General features: G+C 71.0%; 17 protein-coding genes. 5 read left to right on the plus strand and 12 right to left on the minus strand.

What is annotated here, in order from left to right; translation table 11 throughout:
- From BLT39_RS08660 to BLT39_RS08700, 9 genes are all read right to left on the minus strand, one after another.
- Positions 1-755 (minus strand): acyl-CoA dehydrogenase family protein (locus BLT39_RS08660; RefSeq protein WP_207507773.1); only part of this gene is annotated, 755 nt, incomplete at its 3' end.
- Positions 756-830: 75 nt separating this feature from the next.
- The gene (locus BLT39_RS08665) at positions 831-2,357 is read right to left on the minus strand and encodes a class I adenylate-forming enzyme family protein (protein ID WP_091061896.1); all 1,527 of its coding nucleotides are present in this window, start codon (positions 2,355-2,357) and stop codon (positions 831-833) included.
- A gap of 94 nt (positions 2,358-2,451) precedes the next feature.
- Positions 2,452-3,186: an enoyl-CoA hydratase/isomerase family protein gene (locus BLT39_RS08670; protein WP_207507775.1), complete on the minus strand. Its 735-nt coding sequence runs from the start codon at positions 3,184-3,186 to the stop codon at positions 2,452-2,454.
- A gap of 34 nt (positions 3,187-3,220) precedes the next feature.
- Positions 3,221-3,649, minus strand: a complete 429-nt coding sequence (locus BLT39_RS08675) for a MaoC family dehydratase (protein WP_091061900.1) — start codon at positions 3,647-3,649, stop codon at positions 3,221-3,223.
- Positions 3,646-3,918 (minus strand): hypothetical protein, encoded by a 273-nt coding sequence (locus BLT39_RS22715; protein ID WP_207507777.1) that lies wholly within the window; start codon positions 3,916-3,918, stop codon positions 3,646-3,648. Before BLT39_RS22715 ends, BLT39_RS08675 begins: the two co-directional genes overlap by 4 nt.
- A 181-nt stretch (positions 3,919-4,099) precedes the next feature.
- Positions 4,100-4,855 (minus strand): SDR family NAD(P)-dependent oxidoreductase, encoded by a 756-nt coding sequence (locus tag BLT39_RS08685; protein ID WP_207507779.1) that lies wholly within the window; start codon positions 4,853-4,855, stop codon positions 4,100-4,102.
- Positions 4,855-6,078, minus strand: a complete 1,224-nt coding sequence (locus tag BLT39_RS08690; protein ID WP_242658265.1) for an acyl-CoA dehydrogenase family protein — start codon at positions 6,076-6,078, stop codon at positions 4,855-4,857. Before BLT39_RS08690 ends, BLT39_RS08685 begins: the two co-directional genes overlap by 1 nt.
- Entirely contained in the window at positions 6,075-7,241 is a 1,167-nt protein-coding gene (locus BLT39_RS08695) for an acyl-CoA dehydrogenase family protein (protein WP_207507781.1), read from the minus strand. Before BLT39_RS08695 ends, BLT39_RS08690 begins: the two co-directional genes overlap by 4 nt.
- A complete protein-coding gene (locus BLT39_RS08700; protein WP_091061905.1) occupies positions 7,238-8,437 on the minus strand; it encodes an acyl-CoA dehydrogenase family protein in 1,200 nt (399 codons plus the stop codon). Before BLT39_RS08700 ends, BLT39_RS08695 begins: the two co-directional genes overlap by 4 nt.
- Positions 8,438-8,551: 114 nt before the next feature.
- Between BLT39_RS08700 and BLT39_RS08705 the strand changes: the two genes are divergently transcribed.
- From BLT39_RS08705 to BLT39_RS08725, 5 genes are all read left to right on the plus strand, one after another.
- Positions 8,552-9,685, plus strand: coding sequence for a beta-ketoacyl-[acyl-carrier-protein] synthase family protein (locus BLT39_RS08705; protein WP_091061907.1), 1,134 nt, complete (start codon positions 8,552-8,554; stop codon positions 9,683-9,685).
- The gene (locus BLT39_RS08710; protein ID WP_091061909.1) at positions 9,685-10,869 is read left to right on the plus strand and encodes a thiolase family protein; all 1,185 of its coding nucleotides are present in this window, start codon (positions 9,685-9,687) and stop codon (positions 10,867-10,869) included. Before BLT39_RS08705 ends, BLT39_RS08710 begins: the two co-directional genes overlap by 1 nt.
- Positions 10,869-11,327: a Zn-ribbon domain-containing OB-fold protein gene (locus BLT39_RS08715; RefSeq protein ID WP_091061911.1), complete on the plus strand. Its 459-nt coding sequence runs from the start codon at positions 10,869-10,871 to the stop codon at positions 11,325-11,327. The genes BLT39_RS08710 and BLT39_RS08715 overlap by 1 nt, the downstream gene beginning before the upstream one ends.
- Positions 11,328-11,354: 27 nt before the next feature.
- Positions 11,355-11,564 (plus strand): dodecin, encoded by a 210-nt coding sequence (locus BLT39_RS08720; protein WP_091061913.1) that lies wholly within the window; start codon positions 11,355-11,357, stop codon positions 11,562-11,564.
- Between the two features lie 130 nt (positions 11,565-11,694).
- Entirely contained in the window at positions 11,695-13,050 is a 1,356-nt protein-coding gene (locus BLT39_RS08725) for an MFS transporter (RefSeq protein WP_091061915.1), read from the plus strand.
- A 38-nt stretch (positions 13,051-13,088) separates the two neighbouring features.
- Here the strand turns inward: BLT39_RS08725 and BLT39_RS08730 are convergent, their stop codons facing one another.
- The 3 genes from BLT39_RS08730 to BLT39_RS08740 all read right to left on the minus strand — a co-directional run bounded on the left by BLT39_RS08730 (position 13,089) and on the right by BLT39_RS08740 (position 17,045).
- Positions 13,089-14,921: a sigma-54-dependent Fis family transcriptional regulator gene (locus tag BLT39_RS08730; protein ID WP_109502125.1), complete on the minus strand. Its 1,833-nt coding sequence runs from the start codon at positions 14,919-14,921 to the stop codon at positions 13,089-13,091.
- A 142-nt stretch (positions 14,922-15,063) separates the two neighbouring features.
- Positions 15,064-15,957, minus strand: a complete 894-nt coding sequence (locus BLT39_RS08735; protein ID WP_091061919.1) for an alpha/beta hydrolase — start codon at positions 15,955-15,957, stop codon at positions 15,064-15,066.
- 32 nt (positions 15,958-15,989) lie between these two features.
- Complete coding sequence (locus BLT39_RS08740; protein WP_131801438.1) at positions 15,990-17,045, minus strand: LLM class flavin-dependent oxidoreductase; 1,056 nt, start codon at positions 17,043-17,045, stop codon at positions 15,990-15,992.
- Between the last annotated feature and the right edge of the window lie 166 nt (positions 17,046-17,211).

Consider the following 17,211-nt stretch of genomic DNA (forward strand, 5'->3'; position numbering starts at 1 on the left):
GCCTGGGCGATCATGAACCCGTCGCCCTCGCCGGCCAGCATGTTGCGCGCCGGCACCCGGACGTCGGTGAACCGCAGCTCGGAGTGCCCGTGCTGGTCCTGGTAGCCGAAGACCGGCAGGTGCCGGACGATCTCCAGGCCGGGGGTGTCGCGGGGGACCAGGATCATCGACTGCTGCCGGTGCGGCGGGCCGTCGGGGTCGGTCTTGCCCATGACGATGAAGACCTGGCAGCGCTCGTCGGCCGAGCCGGTGATCCACCACTTGCGGCCGTTGATGACGTAGTCGTCGCCGTCGCGCACGATCGAGGTGGAGATGTTGCGGGCGTCGGAGGACGCGACGTCGGGCTCGGTCATCGCGAACCCGGAGCGGATCTCCCCGGCCAGCAGCGGCTCGAGCCACTGCTGCTTCTGCTCGGGCGTGCCGAACAGCATCAGGGTCTCCATGTTCCCGGTGTCCGGGGCCCCGCAGTTGATGACCTCGGGGGCGATGACCGGCGACCAGCCGGTGATCTCGGCGACCGAGGCGTACTCCAGGTTGGACAGCCCGGCGAGCTCGTGGTGGAACAGGTTCCACAGCCCGCGGGAGCGCGCCTCGGCCTTGAGCTCCTCGATGACCGGCGGCAGGCCGTGGTCGTCGTGGCCGCGCTCGCGGCGCCAGGCGTGGTAGGTCGCCTCGGCCGGGAACACCCGCTCCCGCATGAAGTCCCACATCCGGCCGGTGACGTCCTCGGCGGCCGGTGAGAGTGCGAAATCCACGAAGAACTCCTCGTTCCAGGGCATGCGGGAGGACGGACCGGACCAGGTCCGACCCGGGGGCGGGACGTCGTCGGATCAGGCCTGAGCGAAACGCCGCTTGAGCGCCATGCGGTCGATCTTGGAGTTCGCCATCCGGGGGAGCTCGTCGACGACCTCGATGCGACGCGGCCGTTGAAGGCCCTGGAGGTCCGGGTGGGACCGGCACCAGGCGGAGAGGTCCTCAGCCGTGGTCGTCGGGTCGACCGGGACGACGATCGCGGTGACCTGCTGCATGTACCGCTCGTGGGGGGTGCCGATCACCGCGACCTCGGCGATCAGCGGAGAGGAGGCCAGATGGTTCTCCACCATCTGCGGGAACACGTTCTCGCCACCGCTGATGATGAGGTCGTCGGTCCGTTCCACGTAGTACAGGAACCCGTCGGCGTCGGCGGTGACCATGTCGGCGGTCCTGAACCACCCGTCGGTGAACCTGTCCGTCGTGGCCGCGTCGTTCTGCCAGTAGCCGGGGGTGACCGCGTCCCCACGGACCCACAGCTCACCCACCACCCCGGAGCCCAGGGGGGCTGCCTCACGCTCTCCCACGGGCACGACCTGCCACGCGACGACCTGCTCCAGCGGCCGCCCCAGCGACCGGTCGCGTTGCGGCTCGTCCAGGGGTTCGGTCGCCGACAGGCCGTTCTGCTCCGTCTGGCCGTAGATGTTCCGGACACAGCTGATGCCGGTGGCCTCGGCGAAACGGCGCAGCGGCCCCTCGGGCAGGGCTGACCCCCCGACCGCCACGACCCGGAACGACGGCAGGACGACCGGGTCGTCGCGGCGGTCGTTGGCGACGTCGACCATCATCGTCGGCACCAGCGCTGCGACGGTGGGTCGTCGCTGAAGCGCGAGCTCGACCCACTGCCGCTTGTCCCAGCGGGTCATGAGGCTCACCGTTCCCCCGGCCAGCAGGGTCGGCAACGAGATCAGCTGCAGGCCTCCGACGTGGAACAGCGGCGTGCACACCAAGGCGTGGTCGTCGCCGTCGAGCGACCAGACCTGCTGGACTGCCTCGCACTGCGCCGAGGTGTTGCGATGGGTCTGACGCACACCTTTCGGGACCCCGGTGGAGCCACTGGTGTACATGATCATTGCCTCGGCATCGTCGAGCCGGGGCGTCACCGCACGCTCGGGGACGTCGGTCAGCTCGCTGAGCGCCCAGCATGCGCCGGCCGCTGGTTCCAGGCTGATGATCCGTTCGGCAGCCGGCAGCCCATCGAGCAGGTCGCGTGTCCGCGCGACGTCCGCCGGTGCGACCAGGAACCAGGTCGCGCCCGAGTCCTCGGCGACGTGGCGGACCGCGGTGGGGTTGAACAGGTAGTTGACGGGGACGACCACACCGCCGGCCTGCAGCACTCCTGCCCACGACGGCAGCCACTCGATGCAGTTGGGCAGGTAGAAGGCCACCCGATCGCCGGGGCGCAGGCCTCGGGCGAGGAGTGCAGCCGCGAACCGACCGGCCCTGTCCAGGAGATCTCCGAACGTGACCTGCGCACCCGCGCAGTGCAGCGCTACCGCGTCCGGTCGACGACGTCCAATGCGGACCAACTGGTTGATGATGTTCACGTCCACCTCCTCGGCACGGTCAACGTAGGGGCCCTCTGGACGGTCCGGATGTCGCGTTGCAGGACAGGTCTTCCGCCCCGGTGGGCCGGCTGTGTCAGGTACCGGTGAACTCCGGGGTGTCCTTGGCCAGGAACGCGCGAACCCCTTCCCGGGCATCGGCTGACCCCAACACCCGTGAGTTCAACGCGTGCTCCAGGGCGAACCCGGGTTCGAGGTTCTGGCCACGCAGCACGATCTCCTTCGACGTCTGGACGGCCAGCGGGCCGTTGGCGGCGAGGCGGCGGGCCACCTCCAACGCGCGGTCCATGACCTGGTCTGCGGGGACCACCTGGTTGACCAGGCCGACCGCCAGGGCGCGCGTCGCGTCGATGCTCGCCCCGGTCAGCAGCAGCTCCATCGCCACGGCCCACGGGACCTGCTGAGGCAGCCGCAGGTGCGTACCGTCGCCGGGGATCAGCCCCCAGCGTGGCTCGGGCAGACCGAACACGGCGTCGTCGGAGACGATGCGCAAGTCGCAGCCCAGCAGGAGCTCGAAGCCGGCACCCATGCAGAAGCCACGCACGGCTGCCACCACGGGCGTGAAGACCCCGGACAGGAACCGCCGTGTCGGATCGGGGTTCAGCAGGTCGGCCCGAGCCTGGATGGCAGGCGGGAGCAGGTCGCGGAGGTCGCCGCCGGCGCTGAATGCCCGGTCGCCTGCCCCGGTGAGCACGATGGCCCGCACGTCGGGATCCCGGTGGGCTTCGGCCGACGCAGCGGCGAACTCCTCCACCATGCTCTGCGTCAGGGTGTTCAGCCGTTCAGGACGGTCCAGGGTCAGGATGGCCACCGGACCATCCCGTTCGACGCGGATCCGACCGGCGTCAGCCACGGAGGAACACCTCCGCGGTTCCGGTGATGGCCCGCACGCCGTCGGTCCGGTCCGCCCACACCTCGCAGGAGGCCAGCACACCACCGTCCGTTGCGGTCACGGCGGTGACCGTCCCCCCGACGAGCACGTCGTCGCCGGCGAAGACGTTGGCGCTGAAGCGAGCGGTGAGTGAACGGACAGCGGACCTCGAACCGGCCCAGTCCACCAGGTCAGCCTGGATGTAGGCCAGCGTCGACCCGCCCTGGTTGATCTCCCGGTCACCGAGACCGGCCGACCGGACGGCGTCGAGGTCCCAGTGGATGGGGTTGGAGTCCTGCAGGACCAGGGCCATGACAGCGATGTGGTCCACGGCCACCCCGTGCACCGTTCGGCCGGGCAGCTCGGTCCCGACGGCGACATCACCGGTCAGCGCCCCGCTCATGCCGTGCCCCTCTTGAAGAGGTAGGTGCTCGTGACCGAACCCCGCTCGGAGTCGTCGGGGCCCAGGATCGAGACCAGGACGACGACGCTGTCCAGCGTGCTGCCGTCGCGCATGGTCCGCGTCCCGACGTCGGTGATGGCGGCGGTGGTGCGGTAGTCCGTGTCCACCGGCAGGTCACCGGTCTGGGCGATGCTGACCCCGCCGAACAGCAGGGTGTCCCCGGCCTTCTGCTCGGCGAGCTCGCACAGCTCGTCGACGGCGATGCCCATGCCGCGCAGGGAGGCGACGACCAGCCATACCGGCGAGGCCAGGTGCTCCTCCCCCGGTGGAGGTTCCGGTGCGTGCAGGGCCCGGTCGAGGATGGCGCTCTGGTATCGCTCGATCCGGAGTCTTCCGCCAGGGAGCTGACGGCCGCGTAGGCGTTCCAGTGTGGATGTCACGTCGGTCCTCTCAGAAGACGGTGTAGCCGCCGTCGACCACGACCTCGTTGCCGGTGTGGAAGGTGAGCCGCGGATCGGCGAGGAACGCTGCCACGTCGTGGAACTCCTCCGGGGTGGCCCAGCGGCGCACCGGTGTCCGGGCGGTCACGGCCGACACGAAGCGCTGGTCCTCCCGCAACGAGGTGTTCATGGCGGTCTCGGTCCAGCCCGGGATCAGGATGTTGCACCGGATGCGGTGCCGCGCCAGCTCCACGGCCAGGGTGCGGCCCAGTCCGACGAGGCCGGTCTTGGACGTTGCGTAGGCAGCCTGACCGGCTCCGCCGTACCGGGCGATCGTGGAGGACACCACGACGATGGCCCCACCAGCGCCCCGCTCCACCATGTGCCGGGCGACGGCCTGGCAGGTGAGGAAGGTGCCGTCGAGGTTGGTACGCAGTACGCGGTGCCAGGTCGCGAGGTCCATCTCCAGGAAGGGGGCCGCCGACGCGATGCCGGCGTTGGCCACCAGGCAGTCGACAGCACCGAACCGGTCAACGGTCTCCTGGGTGGCCCGGACGACGTCCGCGGCGTCCCCGGAGTCGCAGGCCACGGAGACAGCTTCCGCGCCTGCGGACCTGAGCTCGGCGACGGCCGCGGCGTTGCGGTCCGGGTCCCGCGCCCAGATGGCTACCTTGGCCCCGGCGCGGGCCAGGCCGTGCGCCATCCCGAGACCCAGGCCGCTGCTGCCGCCGGTGATGACGGCGGTGAGGCCGTGGAGGTCCTGCATCAGTAGGACCTGGGCAGGCCCAGGCTGTGCTGGGCGACGTGGTTGAGCACCATCTCGTTGCTGACGGGGGCGATCTGCTGAAGTCGCACGATCGACCACAGGTCGGCCAGTCCGTACTCGTCGGCCAGCCCGTTGCCGCCGTGGACCTGGATGGCGGTGTCCAGCGCGTGCATGCCGGCTTTGGCCGACAGGTACTTGCTCATGTTGGACGTCTCACCTGCCGGCAGGCCGGCGTCGAAGAGAGCTGCGGCGCGGAACGTCATGGTGCGGGCAGCCTCGACCTCGATGTGCGCGGCGGCCAACGGGTGCTGCACCGCTTGGTGCTGTGCGATGGGCACGCCCCACACCTTGCGTTCCTTCGTGTACCGGACCGCCTTGTCCAGGGCGTAGCGCGCCACGCCGGTGCAGATGACGGCGCTGAGCACGCGCTCGGGGTTGAGGCCGTCGAAGACCGCGGCCAGCCCGCCGCCCACCTCGCCGATGACGCTGTCGGCAGGCAGCCGGACGTCGTCGAAGAACAGGGTGAATTGACGTTCGGGGGCACGCAGGGCCGTCTTGAGCAGCTGCCGGGTCAGCCCGGGGGTGTCCCGGTCGACCACGAAGAGGGTCAGCCTGCCGCGGCCGGAGACCTCGTCGGTACCGGTCTTGGCGACGAGCAGGAAGTGGTCGCAGTGGTCCACGCCCGAGATGTAGTACTTGGTTCCCCGCACGACCCACTCGTCGCCGTCGAGCCGGGCGGTCGTGGACACGTTGTGGCTGTTCGACCCGGCGTCGGGTTCGGTGAGCGCGAAGACGAACTTCTCCGTGCCGTCGGCGATGCCGGGCAAGAACCGCTGCTTCTGCTCCGCCGTGGCGTGGCGGGCGATGATGGGCGCCCCCATGCCCTGGCTGAGCACCATGGCCAGTTCCGGGCAGCCGCCGGCGGAGAGCTCCTCCAGGACCACGGCCAGCTGGGTCAACCCGGCTCCGCTGCCGCCGTACTCCTCCGGGACGGTGAGCCCGAGGAAACCTGCGCGCGAGAGGTCCTGCCAGAGCTTCGTCATCGGCTCGCCGGACTCCGAGCACTGCTGAAAGTACTCGTGCCCGTAGCGGGAGACGATCCCGGCAACGGATTCCCGGATCATCTGCTCCTCGTCCGAGGGCAGCAGCGGGATGCCCGGGGCCTCGCCGGCCGGGGCGGGCATGGGCTCGGTGGACGCGGTGGCCGGGGCGGTGGTGGTCAAGGGAGCTCCTCGGGAAGGGGCGCGGGCAGGTTGACGAGCCGGCCCAGCTTGCTGCGGTGGGCGTGCGGGCTGCCCAACGCCAGGGCGCTGCTGGTGGCCCGCTTCAGGTAGAGGTGCACGGGGTTCTCCCAGGTGAAGCCGATCCCCCCGTGCAGCTGGAGGCACTCCTCGGCCGCATGCACAGCCACGTCGGAGCAGAGTGCCTGGGCCAGCGACGCGGCCACCGGCAGATCGGGTGAGTCCTCGGCCGCGCAGGCCGCGGCGTACCGGGCGACGGCGCGCGCCTGGGTCACCTGCACCCACAGGTCGGCGCACCGGTGGCGCAGGGCTTGGTAGCTGGCCAACGTCCGACCGAACTGCCGGCGGTCCTGCAGGTAGCCCACTGTCGCCTGCAGGCACCACTCCGCGACCCCGAGTTGCTCCGACGCCAGCACCGCTGCGCCGACCACGGTGGCGTGCTCGACGGCGGAGGAAGCATCCGCAGCGACCAGCTCGGCCGCTGCCCGGTCCAGGACGATGTCCACCAGAGGTCTGGTCTCGTCCAGGGACACGACCGGTGTCCGGGTCACCTGCTCCTGGTCGACCGCCACCTGCACGAGGGCGCCGTCCTGGGTGGGGACGAGCAGCACGTCGGCGACCCGGGCATCGGCCACCGATCGCACGGTGCCGCTGACCGTGTCACCGTCCCGCGTGCAGGTCGAGCGCCAGGTGTTGCCGGCGAGCTGCCCGAAGGGGATCAGCAGGGCAGCCGTGACGGCGCCCTCGGCCAGTCCCTCCAGCAGGTCGGTCGCGCCGATCCGGTCGAGCACCGCTGTCGCCATCACGGCGCTGCCGAGGAACGGCACCGCGGCGACCGCCCGACCCAGTTCCTCGGCGACGACGGCGACTTCGCGCCAGGATGCACCGGCCCCGCCCCGGTCCTCCGCGACGGGCAGGCCGAGGACCCCGAGGTCGCGGCCCAGTCGCGCCCACAGATCGACGTCGACGCGTTCCTCGGCCTCGGTGCGGGCGAGCACGTCGGACCACGGGCTGCGTGCGGTGACGAGAGCTCGCACGCTGCTGCGCAGGTCTTCCTCGACGTCGCTGTAGAGCAGGTCGGGCAGCGACGTGCCCTCGACGTGGTCCTGGCTGGTCGTGGTCGGGGTCTCGGCGGTCAGGCTCATCGCGGCAGGTCCTCCCAGGGGGTGTCGCGGTCGGCGCGTGGCTCGCCCGGCAGGCCCAGGACCCGCTCGGCGATGATGTTCCTGAGGACCTCGGACGTACCGCCCTCGATGGAGTTGGCCTTGGCCCGGAGGAACCGGAACCCCGGTGTCCGCTCGGCGAGGTCCCCGACCACCGGACGTCGTGCGGTCCAGTCGTCGTAGCGCAATGCCTCTCCCCCGAGCACGCCGAGCTCGGCGGCCGACGTCCGCTGGGCCAACGACGCGTAGGCCAGCTTGGCGCCCGAGCCCTCCGGACCCGGTTGCCCAGCGAGCAGCTGCTGGGTGAGCCGGGCCGAGGTCAGCCGAAGGGCCTCGGCGTCGACCCACAGCCGCAGCACCTCGTCGTGCAGCCCGGCGGTGCGGTCCTCGGGGTGCTCGCGCCAGTGCTGGGCCAGGGTCCCGATGGGGCCGCCCTCCCGTGGTGGCGTGGCCCCGCCGATCGCCACCCGCTCGTTCATCAAGGTGCCCTGGGTGACTCGCCAGCCCGCGCCGACCTCGCCGATGCGCTGGTCATCGGGCACCCGCACGTCGTCGAGGAACACCTCGTTGAACTCGGTCTCGCCGGTGATCTGGCGGAGGGGGCGCACGTCGACCCCAGGTGCATCCATGTCGCACACGAAGTAGGTCAGCCCCCGGTGCTTGGGTGCCTTGGGGTCGGTGCGCGCTACGAGCAGCGCCCACCGGGATTCGTGGGCCAGCGACGTCCACACCTTCTGGCCGTTGACCACCCAGTCGTCGCCGTCCCGCACAGCGGAGGTCGCGACGGCGGCGAGGTCGGACCCGGCGCCGGGTTCGCTGAACAACTGGCACCAGACGTCCTCGTGCGTCCACAGAGGGCGCAGCCAGCGATGCTGCTGGTCCGGCGTGCCGAAGGCCAGCAGGGTCGGTGCTGCCATCCCCAAGCCGATGATGTTGGAGTGCGGTCGGTTGTCCGGCGCGCCGGCAGCGGCGAACGCGTCGTCCACGGGTCCGTCGAGGGCCGAGGACGCGCCGAGGCCGCCCAGTCCGTGCGGCCACGAGACGCGGGCCAGGCCGGCGTCGAAACGGGCCCGCAGGAACTCGAGGTCGTCGCCGCCGCGGGGGTCGTGGTCGGCGAGGAAGGCGGTGACCAGGCGGCGGGCCTCGGCCGGGGTCTGAGGAGGTGCTGGCGCGGTCACCGGGCCATGGTGACTGGGGGGTCCGGACGCAGGGTGTCGCGTTCTGCGTCACCTCGCCACCGTCACGCCCCCCTAGCGTCCGTGGCGTCCCGTCCCCACGACCCAGGGAGTCCCGTGACCAACCGCGTCCGCCCCGGACCCGTGCACGTGGTCGGTCTCTCCTGCACGCCCCTGCTCGCCGAGCAGGACGCAGTGCTGGACGAGCTGGTCTTCGACGCGGTGTCCGCAGCGCTCTCCGAGTGCGCGCTGCGCAAGTCCGACGTCGGGCTGTCGGTGTTGGCCTCGATGGACGTACCCGACGGCCGCAGCATCTCCAGCGGCCTGACCACCGCAGCAGCCGCGGGCTACCTCAGCGACTCCTACCGCCTGGAGGCCGATTCTGGTTCAGCCGTCGCCGCGGCGGCCCAAGCAGTTGCCGCCGGCGACGTCGAGATCGCGATCGCCGTCGGTGTGCACAACCCCGAGCACCACGCCGAGGATGACGCCGGTCGGCGTCGCTTCCTCGAGCAGCTGTCCAACCTCGCCTTCGAGCCCGCGTTCGACCGGCCGGTCGGCATGACCGCCCAGACCGTCTACGGCATGCAGGCCGCCCACGCTCTGCACTCCGGCGAGGTCTCGCTGGACGACTGGGCCGAGCTGTCCGCAGCAGCCATCACACGCGGCGCGACCGGCCGCCGTCCAGGCCGGAGCGGCCCAGTCACCGCGGCCGACGTGCTGGCCTCCGCGCCGGTGGTCTCGCCGTTGCTGGACCTCATGCTCCCGGCCCCGGTCACGGGCGCCGCGGCCGTGGTGCTCGCGTCCCCGGCCCGCGCCGCCCGCCTGCTGGGCCGCTCCGCCGTGCTCACCGGCATCGGCCAGGCCACGGGTGACCACACGTGGACCGGCGACTGGCTGACCCGCCCCGGTGCGACCACCGCCCGGGCCGCCGCCGACGCCTACCAGAATGCCGAGCTGGTCGACCCGGGTGCCGAGGTGGCCGTCGTCGAGCTCAGCGCACCGACCCCGGCCCTGCACGGGCCGTACCTGGCCGCGTTGCAGCTGCAGGGGCTCGCCCCCGAGCGGGTGTCCCCCAGCGGAGGGCTCGCCAGCGCCCATGCCGGGCTCGCCAACGGGATCATCCGTCTGCTGGAGGCCGTCGAGTGGCTCGAGCAGCACCAGCCGCGGGGCCGCGCAGTCGTCCACTCGGTGGACACGATCACCGGGACCGTCTCCGAGGAATCGACCGTCGTCGTGGTGGAGGGCATCTGATGGCGCAGCGCGCAGCGGTCGTCGGCGTCGGGATCACCGACGCCACCTCACCCCGCAAGCAGACGAGGTCGCACCTCGAGCTCTGCCAGGAGGCGGCGTGGGCAGCCATCGAGCACGCCGGGGTCTCACCGGCCGAGCTCGACGGTGTGGTCGTCGGCAACATCGACGGTTTCGAGGGGACCGTCCTGGGCGGCAAGCACATCACCCGTCTGCTCGGCCTGGGCACGCACCTGCCCATGGTCGTGCTGAACACGGGGGGGACGACGGGCGGCAACCTCATGCAGGTCGCAGCCCGCATGGTCCGGGCCGGCACCCACCAGCGGGTCCTCTGCCTGGGTGGGCCCACGTTCTTCGGCGTCCGCGACCTGCAGTCGGCCATCAACACCAACTCGCCGATGATCGTCGAGCAGCCCCTGGGCATGGGCGGGTTCCACATGGGTGCCTTCGCCGCCAGTGCCTACCAGGCCCGGCACGGCACCACGGTCGAGGACCTGGCGTCCGTGGTGGTGGCCGACCACCAGAAGGCCTCGCGCAACCCGTACGCCCACCTCCGCTACACCCTCTCCGAGACCGACGTCGTCGAGGGGACTCCGCTGTCGAGTCCGCTGACGCAGCCCATGGTGTGCCCGGTCTCCACGTCGGCCGCGGCGATGGTCGTGGCCTCGGAGGACGTCGCGGCAGCCCGTCGCACGCCCTCGGCGCTGATCCGGGCCATGGGCACCAGCTCCGACCCCTATCTGGGTGGCGGCAAGGGCGACTTCGCGGTCATGGAGAACCTGGCCGCGTTGGCCCGGCGGGTGTACGCCCTGGCAGACGTCCGTGACCCACGGGCCGAGTTCGACGTCGTGGAGGTGTTCGCGCCCTACGTCCACATGCAGCCCATGCAGCTGGAGGCGCTGGGGTTCTGCGGTGCCGGTGAGGGCATCGACCTCATCCGCTCCGGGGCGACCGACGCGGGCGGCGACCTGCCGACGAACCTCTCCGGGGGGCCCAAGTGCACCAACGCCGGCGTCGCCGGCGAGCTCGCGCCCTACGCCTACACCGCCCTGCAGGTCATGGGCGATGCCCCGGAGGCGATCCAGGTCCCCGGTGCCCGCACCGGGCTGGCCCACGGCACCGGCGGCAGCTTCTTCCAGTTCGAGAACCTCGCCGTGTTCTCCCAGCTCACCCCCCAGGAGCAGTGATGTCCAGTCCTCTCACCCAGACCGTCCACTGGGACCTCACCTACGACGTCCACCTCGGATCCACCTGGGGTCGGTTCATGCAGGGCCTGCGCGAGCAGAAGATCCTCGCCAACTCCTGCCCCGAGTGCTCGCGGACCTTCGTCCCGCCCCAGGCGTACTGCGAGTCCTGCTTCGTGCGCACCGAGCAGTGGACGGAGCTGCCCGCCGAGGGCGATCTGGAGGTCTTCACCGTGGTCTGGCAGGGGTTCACCGGCGGCCCGAAACCGCCCTACGCCGTGGGCGGCATCCGGCTGGCCGGCGCGGACACGCTGCTGATGCACGTGGTCACCGGCCTGGACTTCAGTGACCCGTCCACCGTGCGCGACCAGCTGCCGCACGGCAGCCGGGTCCGTGCGGTATGGGCCGAGGACCGCACCGGTCAGATCCTCGACATCAGCCACTTCGAACCCGCCGGCTGAAGGCACCACCCCACCCCAGGAGGACACATGAGCGACCACGTCTACCGCCTCACCGAGGTCGTCGGGACCAGCACCACCAGCGTCGACGACGCCATCCGCACCGCCGTCACGGCCGCGGCCAGGACCGTCGACCACATCGACTGGTTCCAGACCCAGGAGATCCGCGGGCAAGTCGTCGACGGCGCCGTCGAGTACTTCCAGGTGACGGTGAAGCTGGGGTTCCGCGTCGAGGAGTAACCCCCGCTGCGGCGGCTCTGCGGCCGCCGGCAGCGTGAGGTGTTGCGACGTGGGACACAGCTGGTGCTCAGGGAGCACCAAGCTCGGGGGGCCGGGACGGGCCACGTCCCCGAGGTCGAAGGGATCCTCCGTGACCGACACCAGCGCCGGACGACCACCTGCATCGGAGCGCACACTCCGCAAGATCGCGTTCGCCGCCCTCTCGGCGAGCACCCTCGAGTGGTACGACTTCTACATCTACGGGACCGCCGCGGCCCTCGTCTTCGGCCAGGTCTTCTTCCCTGACGTCAGCCCCGTCATCGCGACCCTGGCCTCCTTCGCCACGTTCGGCGTCGGGTTCCTCTTCCGGCCTGTGGGTGGTCTGGTCTTCGGCCACTTCGGCGACCGGATGGGGCGGAAGAAGCTGCTCGTCATCGCCATGGTGATGATGGGGCTCGCGACGACCCTGATCGGACTGCTGCCCACCTACGCCACCATCGGCGCAGCCGCGCCGGTGCTGCTGGTGGTGCTGCGCTGCATCCAGGGCATAGCCATCGGGGGTCAGTACGGTGGCGCTGTCCTCCTGGTGACCGAGAACGCCCCGGCGCACCGTCGGGGGTTCTACGGCAGCTTCGCCCAGATCGGACCCTCGGCGGCAGTCATCCTGTCCAACCTGGTCTTCCTGGGGCTCGTCGCCGTGCTGCCTGCCGACGACTTCGCGAGCTGGGGTTGGCGGGTGCCGTTCCTGCTCAGCGTCCTGGTCATCGGGCTCGGCCTCTACGTCCAGCTCAAGCTCGAGGACACCCCTGACTTCCAGGAGCTGGAGCAGCGTTCTGCGACCACCTCGGCGCCGGAAGCCGAGATCAGCCGAGAACGGTCCCCCGTCCTGGAGGTGCTCCGGACCCACCCGCGTCAGGTGCTGCAGGCCGGCGGGATGATCCTGGTGATCCAGGTCTACTACTACATCCTCATCGTCTACGTCGTGTCCTACCTGACCGGGCTGGGCGTGGCGCGGTCGACGGTCCTGACGGCGGTCCTGGTGTCCAGCGCCGTGACGGTGGCAGTCATCCCGCTGGCGGCGGCGGTGTCCGACCGCATCGGACGCAAGCGGGTGCTGGTCCCGGCGGCGATCGCCACCATCGTGTCGGTCTTCCCGTTCTTCGCGCTGGTCGACACCACCAACGTGGCCGCCTTCGTCGCCGCTTCCATCGTCGCCGGCGCGGTGCTCGGGGCTCTGTACGGCCCGATGGCCGCGTTCTTCACCGAGATGTTCAGCACCGGGGTCCGCTACTCCGGCGCCTCGCTCGGCTACCAGCTCGGGGCGGTCGTGGGCGGTGGGTTCACCCCGCTGATCGCCACCGCACTGGTGGCCTGGACCGGATCTGTCTACTCGGTCGCCACGTTCGTCGTCCTCGCCGGACTGCTCACCCTGTGGGCCGTCGTGACCACTGCCGAGACCTACCGGGTCCCGTCCCGGGACGGGGAGCTCGCCGACCCGGTGCGCTGACCGGGGCCGGGACCGGGTACAGCGACCGGTCCCGGCCGTCACCAGGTGGCGGAGGACAGGTCGATCCCCAGCGCTCGCACCTTGCGGTAGAGGGTCGACCGGGCGATGCCGAGGGACTCGGCTGCCCTAAACTTGTTGCCTCCGGCATCCTGCAACGCCCGGGTGATGGCAGCGGCCTCTGCCTGCTCCATCCTCGCCAACGCCCTGCGCGACGTGCGGGCGACCAGGTCAGCCGGTAGATCGGATGCCGTCACCGGGCCGCCATCCGGCCGCCGGGTAACCACACGCTCGACCACCGCAGCGAGTGCTGCTGCGTTGCCCCCCCACGGCAGGCGGCTCAGCGCCTGCACGGCGTCGGGCATCCACCGCAGTTCGCGTCCCACCTGGCCTGACCGCTCGGTGAACACGGTCAGCAGCAGCGGGAGGTCCTCCAGCCGGTTCCGCAGGGCGGGGACCTCGACGACCTCGTCGAAGCCGCCCAGCAGCGGGTGCTCACCGTCGGCGGTGAACCGCCCCACACGGGAGGTGGCGATCACCTGTCCGCCCCGTCTGCGCCCGAGGGCCACCCGCGTGGCCTCCGCGACTGCCGGCGGGAGGAGGTCGGCATGCCGCAGCACCAGGGTCTTCCCCGATCCTGCTGCCGTGGTCTCCACCGTGGCCAGCCACCGGTCCACCGCAGCGGTAGTTGCGACCTCGACCGTCGTGGGGACCTGCACGACCTGCACTGCGCTCGACGCTGCAATGGCGCGGGCCACGGCGAGTCGGCCGCTGCCGGGTTCCCCGACCACCAGCACCCGCCCCGCGCTCCGCGCGTGCTGCGCCTGGGCACAGGCCGTCCGCCAGGAAGAGCTGGTGCCGACCAGTCCCGGCAGGTACGGCACCGCGGTCGGCGCGCGCCGCCGCGGAGCCGGCTCCAGTTGACGGCGCAGTGCGACCACGGCGCCGATGGGGAGCCCACCATCGACGACCGGCCGGACGTCGAGAGTGACCCGGGCACCGTTCCCTAGCTGGACCACCCCGGGCTGGTGCCGGTCCATGACGGCTCGGGACGCGTGCTCCCACAGGAGCGCCTGGTCGACATCGCCCAGCAACCGGGCTGCTGCCGTGTTGCTGATGATGGTCCGCTGGTCGAGGACGACGAGGGGGTGCCGGGCGTCGCGGTTGTGGGCCAGGTAGGCATCCAGCAGCAGCTGCTCCGTCCGGGTCGCCGCGGTGCGCATGCACCGCTGGACCTCGGCGACCAGCTCCATCACCCAGGACAGGACGACAGGACTGCTGTCGGCCAGGCGGCAGGTCAGGTCCAGGCTCCCCACGATCCGCCGGGTGACCGGGTGGAAGATCGGGGCCCCGGCACAGCTGAGCGCGTGGTAGGCCTCGCTGTAGTGCTCGGGACCGCGGACCAGCACGGGCTTGCCGCTCAGCAGCGCGATCGCACTGGTGGTGCCGACGTGGGACTCGGCGACGGAGAAAGCGGGGACGATGTTCAGGGCGTCCAGACGGCCGGCGAAGACGCGGTCGGGTACCCAACGTTGCAGCAAGCGGCCGTCGTTGTCGGTCAGTGCGAGGGAGCACATCGCCTGCTCGAGCGCCGCGGCCCGCTTCTCGACCACGGGGGCCACGACCCGGGCGAGCGGGGAGTCCAGCTCGACGTCGGGGTAGTACCCGGGCGACACCTTGTCCGGGTCCAGACCCTGGAGCAGGCTGCGGCGCCAGGATTCGTAGACGACAGGTCGGACAGCACCGGCCGGGTCGACCAGCTGGCCCACCCGTTCGTGCAGCGCCTGACGCGCACCGTGCACCGCACGGATCCAGTCGTCGCCGTCATCCCACCGTTGGAGCGCCGCCTGGCCCCCGCGACCCACCCCGTCCACGCAACTCCTCGTCGTCCCTGGCCCACGACCGCACAGATCGACTGTGACCCGCATCATGTGCGCTTACTGACACGTCGTCAAGAAGCCCGTCGCGCCAGGTCAGTGCCCGGCCGCCCCTGCGGGGACGACCGGGCACCGACCGTCATGCGCCGGCGAACTGCTTGCGCAGGAACTCACCGAACCTGTCGGTGGACTCCTGCGCCTCGGGCAGGAAGGAGAAGATCGGCCAGATGTGGACCATCTCCTCCCCGACCTCGAGTTCGGCCTGACCGCCCGCAGCGCGTACGGCGTCCACGAGCCGGACGGCGTCGTCGTGCAGACCCTCGTCAGTGCCGACCAGCACCCGCATCGGCGGCAGCCCGGACAGGTCCGCATACAAGGGAGACGCCAGTGGGGTGGCCTTGGGCTCCAGGCCGCCCAGGTAGGCACCGCCCATCGCGCCGACCAGGGCGGCAGCGGGTAGCGGGTCGCGCTCGGCGCGCGTCACCAGCGACTCGCCCTCCCCGGCCAGGTCGACCAGCGGCGAGCAGAGGACAGCGGCCACGGGAGGCTGCCCACCCCCGTCACGCAGCTGCACCAGGGCACCCGTCACCAACCCGCCGCCGGCGGAGTCGCCGACGAGGGCGACCTGACGGACGCCGTCCTGGGTGGTGGCCCACCGGTAGGCGGCCACGACGTCGTCCAGCGGCGCGGGGAACGGGTGCTCCGGCGCCAGCCGGTAGTCGACCACCAGGACGCGCGCGTCGGCTGCCCGCGAGATCCGGTACCCGAACTCTCGGTACCCGTGGGCGTTGCCCATGCACCAGCCGCCGCCGTGCACCAGAACCACCACCTTGTCGGGGGCGGCGCCGGGCGCGGACACCCAGATCGCCGGCACACCGTCGGCGTCGACCTGCTGCACGTCGGCGTCGGCAGGGAGCTCGAAGTTCGCCAGCACCTCGTCGTAGAGACGACGGTAGTCCTCCATCGTGGCCTCGGGCTCGGACACCAGGTGGCTCAGCAGGTCGCGCGCGCGACCGAGTTCGGGACTTGCCATGGAAGTGCTCCTGTCGGGTGTTGGTTCGTCGGTCACATGGACTGCAGTGCGGGCAGGACCTCGGCGGTGAACAGCTCGTAGCTCGCAGCCGCCTTCTCGCCCTTGAGACCGCCGTACTGGAAGACGGAGATGGGCTCGTACTCACCGACGATGGCCCGACGCTCCTCGTGCTTGGCGATCTGCTCGGCCGGTGTCCCCCAGATCTGCGCGTTGACGTAGATGTCGACGACGGCCTCCAGGCCGTACTCGTCGATGGCCTGCTTGGCTGCGGCGTAGGAGGCGTAGCCCGAGGTGCTCTCGAAGTGCCGACCGCCGAACTCGTAGTGCTCCACGCAGGTCATGTAGTAGTTCGCGACGTGCTCGAAGGCGGCAGCCCGGGCGGCGTCGGAGTCCGCGTGGCAGTAGGTCAGGTCGATCATCAGCGGAGGTGGGGCGTCAGCGCCGTGGGTATCGCGGTAGGCCGTTCGGTACTGCTCGATCATCGGCATGTGCATGGCCTCCATGGGGCCCTGGATGAAGGCCATCATCTGCACCCCGAGCTTGCCGGCGGCGACGGCGGAGTCCGGGCTCATCGCCACACAGGTCGTCCGTCCCTTGAAGGTGCCCAGTGGCGCGGGGTGCACCGGCACCTTCGCCTGGGGGTAGTACTTCCCGACGCCCTCGACGAATCCGTCCTCCAGGCCACGGATGATCATCTCCGCGGCCTCGTCGAAGCGCTCGCGCGATTCACCCATCTCGATCCCGAAGCCCTCGAACTCCCGGCGGGCGAGGCCGCGCCCCATGCCGAACATGGCCCGTCCGTCGGACAGGTTGTCCAACAGCGCGATCTTCTCCACGACGCGCATCGGGTCGTTCCACGGGATGATCACCGCGGTCGTGTGCATCTTGGCCCGCGTCGTCCGGCCGGCGAGGTAGGACAGGAACTGCGTGTTGTCCGGACACATCGAGTACCCCGGGTCGAAGTGGTGCTCGACGCACCCGATGCTCTCGTACCCGTCGGAGTCTGCTCGCAGGGACAGGGCGATCTGGTCCCGGTAGACGTCGTAGTCGGAATCGGCGTTGCCGTAGTTCTGGATCAGGTTGGTCATGTGGACCTTCACGGGGCCCCCTTCTGTCGTCGGCACCGGTTGACCCGGTGTCCGCGGGCGGACGGCGTGGTCCCTCTGTTGCGGGACCGGTGTGACGTGCGTCCCACGCTGGCATCGGCCGTCGCGCCGTTGTTGTCCCAAAGGCGGACAGCGTCGGGCCGTCGCG

It is taken from the genome of Klenkia brasiliensis, assembly GCF_900100695.1.
Classification (GTDB): domain Bacteria; phylum Actinomycetota; class Actinomycetes; order Mycobacteriales; family Geodermatophilaceae; genus Klenkia; species Klenkia brasiliensis.

Coding starts and splice junctions, on each gene's coding strand:
- BLT39_RS08695 (WP_207507781.1), bottom strand. CDS start 7,241: ATGAGCCTGACCGCCGAGACCCCGACCACGACCAGCCAGGACCACGTC.
- BLT39_RS08720 (WP_091061913.1), top strand. CDS start 11,355: ATGAGCGACCACGTCTACCGCCTCACCGAGGTCGTCGGGACCAGCACC.
- BLT39_RS08675 (WP_091061900.1), bottom strand. CDS start 3,649: ATGAGCGGGGCGCTGACCGGTGATGTCGCCGTCGGGACCGAGCTGCCC.
- BLT39_RS08735 (WP_091061919.1), bottom strand. CDS start 15,957: ATGGCAAGTCCCGAACTCGGTCGCGCGCGCGACCTGCTGAGCCACCTG.
- BLT39_RS08710 (WP_091061909.1), top strand. CDS start 9,685: ATGGCGCAGCGCGCAGCGGTCGTCGGCGTCGGGATCACCGACGCCACC.
- BLT39_RS08715 (WP_091061911.1), top strand. CDS start 10,869: ATGTCCAGTCCTCTCACCCAGACCGTCCACTGGGACCTCACCTACGAC.
- BLT39_RS08685 (WP_207507779.1), bottom strand. CDS start 4,855: ATGCAGGACCTCCACGGCCTCACCGCCGTCATCACCGGCGGCAGCAGC.
- BLT39_RS22715 (WP_207507777.1), bottom strand. CDS start 3,918: ATGGGCATCGCCGTCGACGAGCTGTGCGAGCTCGCCGAGCAGAAGGCC.
- BLT39_RS08740 (WP_131801438.1), bottom strand. CDS start 17,045: ATGACCAACCTGATCCAGAACTACGGCAACGCCGATTCCGACTACGAC.